The organism is Victivallis sp., assembly GCF_048170485.1.
Lineage (GTDB): Bacteria > Verrucomicrobiota > Lentisphaeria > Victivallales > Victivallaceae > Victivallis.
Genome location: NZ_DBEXAY010000208.1, coordinates 1 through 9,637 on the forward strand (window position 1 = coordinate 1; position 9,637 = coordinate 9,637).

Genomic DNA, 9,637 nt, shown 5'->3' on the forward strand with positions numbered 1-9,637 from the left:
TCCACTCCTGCGAAATCGGTCCGGTGACGATCAGCCGGGTATCTTTTTTCTCCTTGAGCCAGCCGGCCTGGCTGCCGGTGGTGCCTTCGGAGCCGTTCTTGTAGACCATTCCAAGCCCCTTGTCTCCCTGCAGATCGATGCGGAAGACATTCCGGACCGCGGCGGCGGAGACGGAGGAGGCCGCAGCGGCGGCCAGAAGTGTGAGAAGAAGTCGGTTCATGTGGTGTTCCTTTCGTGTGTTTCGATTACTGGTTCAGCATCAGTTCGGCCCGCTCCACCTGGACGGTTCCGGTGGTGTGCGCGCCGAGGCCGATGCGCAGAGCAAGGTAGTTCGCCCGCGGCGGAATCTTGAAGTCGAAGGTGCGCAACTGCCGTGCCCCATCCCCTTCCAGATCCTGTTTGCGGGTGGTTTCCGCATAGTGGAGGTTGCCGCCGTTGTAGTTGACCGCGAGCAGGAGACCGTGACGGCCGCGGCCCGGTTGCGCCGCTTTGACGTCGCGGTAGCGTAAGACGACCTGCAGCGTGCCGCTGCGGTACTTCCCCGGTGGAATCGGAATCTGCTGCTGAATCACGCTTTCCGCCACTTTGTCCGGCCGGTGGTTGGTGATGACAACCCCGTTTTTCCCGTCGGCGGTAACCGTCATGCCCGGCGTAATGCTGTAGCACCACCAGGCGGGATCGCCGTACGAGGCGTCGGAGAAATCGGTGTTGTGAAGCTTCTGCTCCCGCGGAATCCGGATGAGGTGGTAGTGGAGACGCTTGCGGAACGAGAGCCCCGGGCGGCTGCCGAGGGACTCTTTTTCCTTCTCCCCCGGCCGGTCGATTTCAAGGTCGATGCCGTAGAATTCCGAATCCGGCAGTTCATCGAGCGGAATTTCAAGGGTCATCCGGTACCCGGTCGCGGTGCGTTCGACTTTGCGCGCGGCGCGGGTCGTCTCCCGGCGGACGGCGATGGTTTCCACTCCGGTGGAGGAGGGCAGGGCCGCGAACACATACTGGTGCGGCTTGACGTCGTCGATGGAGAGATTGCGCAGCGGTTCCGGATCGAGGAACACTTCGACGGCGGAACCGTTCCAGAGATTTTTCCCGTCGGCGGCCTTGAGATTGGAATCTTTCACTTCGAGCTGAATTTTCAGCATTCCGTTTGAGACGGAGAGCGCGGCGCGGGTCCCTCTGCGGAGCGTCACCGTGGCAGGCAGGGTGTAGCCGGGCGTCTCCGGGACCATCTTCACGCCCGCCGGAATTTTTCCGGAGAAGGGCAGGGCGGCCACGGTGTGGCCGACGTCGTTGCGGAACGAGAGGTGGAGCGGCATCCCGCCAAGCACGCACTCCATTTCGCCGGGGAGGCCGGAGAGGTTCTTCGCGTCGAGCAGGAGCAGGTCGCCGAACCGCCGTCCGTGGAACTCCACCGGATTTTCCAGTTCGAACCGGGAGCCGGTCAGCGCCTTCCGGACCGCGTCCGGAGTTCCGGCAAGGTAGTACGGCTCGAAGCCGAGATGATACTTCCCGGCGGCGGTCCGGTCGTTGCCGTAGAGGTCGAGAATTTTCACCCCGTCGGCGCGCCCCGGAATCCAGGTGCTGCCGCTCGGGCGGAAGTCGTAGAGGAACCCCAGCGCCCGCTTGCCGTCGCGGGAGAGGAAGAGCGCGGAGCGAATCTGCGGATTGAGTTCGACCTTCTCAAGTTTCTCCATCCCTTCGAGCAGGGCCGAGAGCGCGTTCTGCGCCGCCGCCACCTCGTTGAAACTGATCAGGTTGACGGTGTTCCCGGTGCGGTGGAAGTAACTGGAGGGATCCGGCGAGGCCGCCGCCGTGACGCCGTGATAGAGCCCGTCGAGGAAGTGGCGCTGAATGTCGTTCGCCCCGTAGCGGCTGAACTCCCGGCCGTGGTTGATCTGGCGGAAGCGGGCGGCGGGCAGATAGTAGCATTCGGTGTTCCAGAGGGGGCGGGGCCGGGCGAGTTTGCTCCGGATGTTTTTGACGCACTGGCCGTAGAGGCCGCGGATGCCGTTGAGGTAGTCCAGCCCGCTCGCGTAGGGGTGGAAGGCGATGCCGTCGAGGCTGTCCACGTAATTCGGATCCGCCTCATTGAGCTGTTCGCACCACTTGACCACGTTGATGCCGAAGTCGCCGGTGACGCCGTTGCCGAGAATCACCGCGCCAGGATACTCTTTCTTGACGGTCCGGTTGGTGTACTTGAGGTAGTCGATGTAGTTCTTTGCGGGCATGCCGAAGATGCCCGGCTCATTGGAGACCTCCCAGATCCGCACCTGCTTCCCCCAGTGATCGAGGACGAAATCGAGGTAGCGGCCGTAGACCTCCAGCGGCGGCAGTACCGAGCCCTTGGCCGGATCACTGCTCTGATGGTACCAGCGGAAGAGGTATTCGGGCAGGTTGCTGTTGCCGCGCTTGAGCCGCTGCTCCAGCCCTTTGCGTCCGCCGTGGATGATGAAGTTCCCGACCAGACAGAAGATCGGTTCATAGTTGTAACGGGCGATCTCCTCCATCGGGAGGTCCATGATGCCGGCGGTGAATTTCCCCTCCTCCGGCTCGATCTGCCGCCAGTGGCCCCAGATGCGGAGCATCTGAACCCCCGCCTGCCGGAAGAGCCGGTAGGCACGTTCCATGCCGGCGAAGGGGAGGATGTAGTTGTTGACGCACTCCTTCCCCGAGCGGCCGTAGGGGCAGAGGCTGGGATCGTTGGCGCCGAGTCCCCAGCCGGGCGAACCCCACGGATGGCGGATGACCGGGTGGAGCACGACGAACGTGGAGTTGACGCCGCGGAGCGTTTTTCCCGGAATCTCCAGACCGGTGAGGAAGGAGCCGTATTCTCCCGCCTTGAGTTCCACGCTTCCTTCGAAGGTTCCGTCGGCGTCCGCTTTCAGGGTGACCGGGAGCGCCGCGAACGGGGAGTTGTCATATTCGCGCTTGAGCCGGAGCGTTCCGGCGAGCTCCTTCCGGTCGGAGCGGAGCCGGGCGCGGACGGTCAGTTTGACCGGGTCGCCGGGGGCGTAGATCTGGTCGGTGCGGTCGGGGATGACGGCGTATTCCTCCGGCTCCTGTGCCGGTTTGCCGTCGACCCAGGCGAAACGGAAGTTGTCGAGGTAGAGGGCGTTGCCGGTGCCGCCGTCCGGAATGCCGTTCGGCAGAACCCAGATGTGATAATAGTTGGTGTAGGCTTTGACCTTGAACCGTTTGGAGAAGCGTTTCCATTCGGTGCCGGGGTGGAAGCTGAAGCCGGTCAGCATGGGGTAGTAGCTGTCGCGACTGAGATCGGGGAAGGTGCGGAAGTCGATGTAGAAGCTTTTCTTCGGCTGCATGACGCCGGATTCATCCGGACCGATTTTCGCATCGAAGGAGATCTCCACTTCGCCGTCGCGTGTGAGCAGAAAGTCGGCGAGTTCGAGCTGGTAGTTGGAAACGCCGGTGTAGCCGGGAATCATCAGACAGCGGCCGGGGTTGCCGCCGGAAACGGTCCGGGCGAAGTAGACCTTTTCCGGATTGGCGTGCACGGCGGAGATCGCCGCCCGGTTGATGTCGAGCCGGTAGGCGGGAACGCCGGCGCCGGTCAGCCCCAGCTCCATGGCTCCATTGAGGTTGATCGGTTCCCCGGCGAACAGCAGTGCGACGGTTGACGACAGGATGGCACAGGCGATGACTTTTCTCATGAGCGGACTCCTTTCGGCAACTAATTATACCCGGTTTTCCTCCGGATACAACATGGTTCGGGAAAAAAGTCCAAAAAAGTCCGTTTTTATTGTTATGGTTTTGAAAAAATCGATAACCAAAAACATTTCCCGCCGGAAAAAGCTCAGCATCCCGAGCCGCCGCGATAGACGAATTCGCCGCCGATCAGAGTGAAGAGAATTCCGGAGGCGGGCGCGTGCGGGTGGAGGAAGTCCGCCTGCCCGTCGATCGTCTCCGGATCGAATGCGGAAAGGTCGGCCGGTTTCCCCGGCGCAATCACCCCCGCGTCGGCGAGGCGGAAGATTCCGGCCGGCAGGCCGGTCACCTGCCGCACCGCCGCTTCGATCGAACTGGACGCATCGAGCCGGAGCCGCAGGAAGTGCGGCAGCGAACCGAAGGCGCGCGGATGGCAGCTCCCGAGCGAACCATCCGCCGGGCGGGCGTTCTCGTCGCTGCCGCAGGCGCAGTAGTCGAGCGCGATGATCCGCCGGAGATTCTCTTCGGACATGCCGCGGAATCCGGCGGTGGTGCCCGCCGCGTCGGCGGCGAGCAGACGGACGGCGACGGCCGCCGGAGGCAGTTTGCAGCGTGCCGCAATCCGGTCGAAGGTTTCGCCGCAGAACTCCGCCATGCCGGGCGCGGAGGTCCCCACCAGACGGACCGTCGGCCACGAATCGGCGGGGCGCGCCTCGGCAAGTTCGTGTTCCAGCGTTTCGGCGGTGGCCGGGTCGGCGAGGCGGCGTTCGATCGTCTCGTCGTCGAGATCCTCCCATTCGCCCGGCAGGATGGTGCTGAGCTGGGTCATCGATTCGGTGTAGGGGTAGCGGTCGACGGTGAGCTCCATCCCGCCGGCGCGCGCCTCTTCGAGCAGTGCGATGGCGCGGTCGAGCTTGTGCCAGTTCGCCCGCCCGGCGGTCTTGAAGTGGCTGATGTGCACCCGCCGCAGTCCGGCGCTCCGGGCAAGTTCGATGGTCTCCTCCAGCGATTCCAGAAGTTCGCGCCCCTCACTGCGCAGATGGGTGGCGTAGAGGCTTCCCGCGCGGGCGAGGAGCTTCATCAGAAACAGCAGTTCATCGCGGTCGGCGAATTTGCCCGGCACGTAGAGCAGTCCGGTGGAAAGGCCGGAGGCGCCCTGCTGCAGCGCGGTTTCGAGCAGCTCCTTCATGCGATCGAATTCGGTTCCGGAAAGCGTCTTCTTTTCGTAGCCGGCGACGGCGGCGCGCAGGGTGTTGTGGCCGCAGAGGGCGTGCATCCGGAGCCGCACATTCCGCGCGTTCAGCGCCTTCTGCCAGCCAGCGAAATCCTCCCAGTCCAGTTCGACGCCGTAGTTGCGGTAGAGTTCGGTCAGGTGGTCGCGGTTGTCGCCGGTGAGCGGAAAGGCGGAGAGGCCGCAGTTGCCGACGATTTCGCCGGTCACCCCCTGCGAAATCCGCCCGAATCCCTCCGGCGAGGCGAGGATCGAGAGGTCGGAGTGGCCGTGCGCGTCGAGAAATCCCGGCGCGAGAATCCGGCCGCCGAGATCGTGATGCTCCTCCGCCGCCGCGGAACCGAGAATCTCCGGCTCGACCGCCTGGACAAGCCCCCCCCGGACCAGCACTGCCGCGCGCCGCAACGGTGCGCCGGTGCCGTCCGCCAGCCAGAGGTTGCGGAAGAGTTTACTTGAGCAGTTCATAGACACGGAAGAACTCCGATCCGCTCCACGCCTGAGCCGGACAACCGCCCTCGCGGTGGGGCGCGTCGCCGTCGGCGACCTCGGGCAGTTCCCCGGGGACGCCGCATTCAAAATATTCCGCCGCGGAGAGCAGCAGCGCCAGCGCCCGTTTCCGGGCCCGCCGCCCGCCGGTCAGCGCGAGCGCTTCGCAGTAGGCCGGGAAGGGCCAGCACCAGACCGTGCCGTTGTGGTAGGCCACCTTCCGTTCGGTGTCCTCCGGGCCGCAGTAGCGCCCGCGGTAGGGATGGGCCGGGTCGTTGAGCAGCCGCCCGTCCCGCTCAATCGGCAGCAGGTAGTGTACCGGCCGGTCGGCGAGACTGCGGATGCCGCCGGGCACCAGCAGTTCTTCGCAGGCGGCGAGGATGCGCCGCTGTCTGGCCCGGTCGGAGACCGCGCCGAGCGTGACCGCGAGAAGCTGATTGGGGCGGATGTGGTCGTCGGGAACCGCTTCTGCGGCGGGGACCCCCGGCCGCGCATGGAGGCAGTCCGAACAGTTGCCGTTTTCGGTGCGGAAGAAGAGCGTCTCGATGCTCCGGCGGACCTGTTCGGCGAGGCGGCGGAACTCCGGCTCCTCCCGCCCGAGAAACTCCAGCGCGGCGTACCAGAGCGCCTGAATTTCAATCGGATACCCTTCGCGCGGAGTCCCGGCGGGGAAGTTCGTATCCATCCAGGTGAAGTGCGACGGGCTGAAGATGAGGCCGCTCTCCCGGTCCATCCGGATGCCGTTCGGCGTGCCGTCCTGGTAGTGACGGGCGATCGAGCGGAGCACCTCCCGGAGCGTACGCCCGCCGCAGTCGGCGTCGAGCAGCGCGGCGGAACCGGCGGCGTCGACGAAATCCCGCGCGGCGACGACAAGATAGAGCGGCGCGTCGCTGGTGTCGCGGTTGGCGTCGTCCAGCCCGCGGATCATGTTCGGAATCGTTCCGTTCCGTTCGAAACAGGCGAACTGACGGATGATCGCTTCGCATTCGGTGCGGAATCCCCCGGCGACGAGGCCGCGCAGTGCGATCAGCGTGTCGCGCCCCCAGTCGAGAAACCACGGATAGCCCGCGATCACCGTGCTGAATTCATCGCGTTTGACCACGAACCGGCGCATGGCCGGCTCGAAGAGCTGGCGGGGCGGAACCGCTTCCGGCCACCGGCCTTCCTCCGGCCAGGTGCAGGGTTCTCCCTCCGGAGTTCCGGCGGGAACCGCTTCGGCGAAGAGACGGGCGCTTTCGCCGCCGCACAGCGGAATTTCGAAGTAGCCGGGGCTGAAGAGGTCGGTCTTGTCCTCCAGCCCGTAATAGCGCTCCGCCGGCAGATCGACGAGGTAGTACCACTCCGGCTGGGAGTGGAAGACGCCCCCTTCCGCACGGAGCCGCAGGGAGCGTTCCGCCGGGGTGAAGTCGAAGCCGTTCTCCAGCGGCCGGACCGCCGCCGGGAAGCGGTGTTCCGGGCCGGTGAACGCCTTGGTGACCTGATGGTTGATCCGGTCCTCGAGGTCGGGGCGCAGGATGATCGTCACCGGGGTCGCGTCGTCAAGTTCCCCCGGCCGTCCGCCGGAGTTGGACCGGCGGAACCGGAACTCCACCGCATCGCGGTCGAGCGCCATGGCGAACTCGATCTCCAGATCGGCCCGGCACCCCTGACCTGCGGGGAGACGGAAGTGCCAGCGCGCCCGGTTGTCCGGGCCGGCCTGGAAGGCGGCCAGCGAATCGAGATCGATCGCCTGCGAATAGCCGTTGATCGCCAGCCACGCCCGGCAGCGGGTGAACATCACATGCCGGTCGACCGGGTAGGAGGGGTTGATGTTGGCCGCGAGGATCGCTTCGTACTTGCTCTCGAGCCGGTCCCAGGCGGCGGAGAAGAGACTGACGCCGCCGCGGGAGTTCGCCCCGAACGCGTACCGGTTGCCGAGCTCATGCTCGACCCGTTCGCCGCCGAGGTGGATGCGGACCTTGCGGGGGTCCGGAAGCTGGAGAAGCTCTCCGCCGGTGCGGCGGATTGTACCGTCGGCGTCGAAACAGGTCATGTGAAGTTTCAGCAGCCGCGCTTTTTCCGCGCTGTTCTCCGGCAGCGGCAGCAGGACGATCTCCCGCCCGTCCGCCGCCTTGAGGCTGGTGCCGAAGGCGATGGTGCGGTTTTCAAAATGGATTTCCAGCCGGAAGCGGCCGCGGCTCTCCGCCAGCAGAATATCCCCCGGCGGGAGCATGACCCGGCGGCGCGGATCGAACGCTTCGCGCCAGTGGGTGAGCGGCGGCGGCTCCATCCCGGTGGCGGTGGCGGTGAATTTCTCCGGATCGGCCAGCATCGCTTCGCCGGGGGCGGGGATGGCGCCGGCGGTGAGGCCGCCGAGTTTGACCAGAATCCGCCGGGCCATCGCGTCGGCACGCTGACGCCGGACCCGTTCCGGTTCCCGGTTGACGGCCGGGGCGGGAATCCGGTAGTCGTCGAAGGCGATGCAGAGCGCTTCGCCCGGCTCCAGCGGCAGGGAGAGTTCGCCGAATTCGTGGCGGAAATTCACCCTGCGGTCGGAAAGAAGATCGCGGCCGGCGCCGTCCGGACAGCGCTCCGACGGCCAGTGCACCTCCGACGGGTGGTCGCAGTCGAGGTTGAGCAGCACCAGCAGTGTCTCGCCGCTCTCCGCACGGCGGCAGGCGGCCAGCACGTTGCCCGGACCGGTCTGAATGAGTTCGATCCGGGAGCCCGGCTGGAAGGCGGGGTGGTCGGCGAGCAGGGTGTTGTAGCGCCGGATGGTGTCGACCAGATTGGGCGTCGCGCCCCAGTTGAGGCCGCCGCTGCCGTGGACGTCGATCTTCTCCTTCGCGAAAAATTCCGCGCCGTTGGCGAAGCCGAAGGCGCCGTTCTCCGCCAGCAGTGCCGCGACGGCGAAGCGCAGTTTCGCGTAGGTCTGCGACGTGGCGGCCAGCCGGTTGTTGTCGTGCGTCTCCGCGAAATTGATCAGGGTGCCGAACTGCCGGCTGCAGCGGTCCATGACCGGGAAATAGCCGGTGATCTGGTCGCGGGTATAGTTCTGAAACAGCTCCGAATACCCCCAGTTCAGCCCGGAGCTGCCGAGCAGCCGCTCCTGCAGTTTGAGCGGTCCGCCCAGCCCCTCGAGCAGGAATACCGTGTCGGGATACTCCTCGTGGACCCGGGCGACGATGTAGTCCCACGCCGCCTCCGGCAGCATGTATCCGGCGTCGCAGCGGAAGCCGTCCACCCCGCGGCGGCACCAGAAGAGGAACACCTTCGCCATCAGCTGCCGCACCTTCGGGTCGCGGTAGTCGAGCTTGCAGAGGTCCGCCCAGACTACACCCCAGGCGCCGGGGCTTTCGAAGGTGCCGTCGGAGGAGCGGACGAAGTACTCCGGGTGTTCCCCCTGCAGTTTCGAGGCCCAGCCGGTGTGGTTGACCGGGATGTCCATGAAAATCCGTCCGTCCCGGGCGTGGACGGCGTCGACCAGTTCGCCGAACTGATCCAGCGGCGTCGCCTTGCGGTCGAACTCCGCCAGCGCCGGGTCGACGTTGAAGTAGTCCAGTGCGGCGAAGGGGCTCCCGTACAATCCCATTCTCCCGTAGGTGGTCGGGACCGGGTGGATCGGCAGCAGCTGAAGAATCCGGCAGCCGAGCGCGCCGAAGATGTGGTCGAGCTGTTTGATCAGCCCCCGGAAGGTGCCGGAGGGCGGCAGGACCGTGTATCCGGCCTGATCCAGTTCCGCCACGGCGGCGGGCTGGGGGAGGGAGTATTCCCGTTCGAGGTTCGCCCCGAACTGCCGGACGAAGGCGCAGTAGACGGTGTTGGCGGTCAGTGCCGCGGCGCTCTCCACCTTGAGCCGGAAGTTCTCCCCTTCCGCCCACTCGATCGGGGCGCCGTCGTCGGGGATGAAGCAGCATTTCGCCTCGAAAATCCCCATCTGGGTCAGCGGCAGTTCCAGCGAGCGGCTGCCGTCCGGATTTTCCTGCAGTTCGACGTCGTGCCAGTCCAGCCCGGCGGGCGGGCGGCCGTGTTCGGCAAATTCCACAATTTCACTGCGGCGGATGTGGGCGCGGCCGAGGTTGGTGCGGACGACCGCTTTCCCTTTCCGTTCCGGTGCGACGCCCTCCAGGTGGAAGGTGACGGTTTCTCCGGCGTAAAAGATGTTCCGGGCGGGTATGATGCTCTGACGCATGGTGGATTCCTGCTCTCTGAATCGTGGCTCCTGTTTTGCGTCATAATATAGCGTTCCGGATGAAAAAATAAAGTAATAGTTCCGGTTTT

Annotated in this window: 4 protein-coding genes; all 4 read right to left on the reverse strand. The window is 65.5% G+C overall.

The window, feature by feature from the left end; translation table 11 throughout:
• On the reverse strand, nt 1-220 hold a 220-nt coding region (locus tag ACMLHG_RS10825; RefSeq protein ID WP_417170507.1), incomplete at its 3' end, for a hypothetical protein.
• A 25-nt stretch (nt 221-245) separates the two neighbouring features.
• Nucleotides 246-3,665, reverse strand: coding sequence for a hypothetical protein (locus tag ACMLHG_RS10830; protein WP_417170508.1), 3,420 nt, complete (start codon nt 3,663-3,665; stop codon nt 246-248).
• A 143-nt stretch (nt 3,666-3,808) separates the two neighbouring features.
• Nucleotides 3,809-5,356, reverse strand: coding sequence for an N-acyl-D-amino-acid deacylase family protein (locus tag ACMLHG_RS10835; protein ID WP_417170509.1), 1,548 nt, complete (start codon nt 5,354-5,356; stop codon nt 3,809-3,811).
• The gene (locus ACMLHG_RS10840; protein WP_417170510.1) at nt 5,340-9,548 is read right to left on the reverse strand and encodes an amylo-alpha-1,6-glucosidase; all 4,209 of its coding nucleotides are present in this window, start codon (nt 9,546-9,548) and stop codon (nt 5,340-5,342) included. Before ACMLHG_RS10840 ends, ACMLHG_RS10835 begins: the two co-directional genes overlap by 17 nt.
• Nucleotides 9,549-9,637 lie beyond the last annotated feature (89 nt).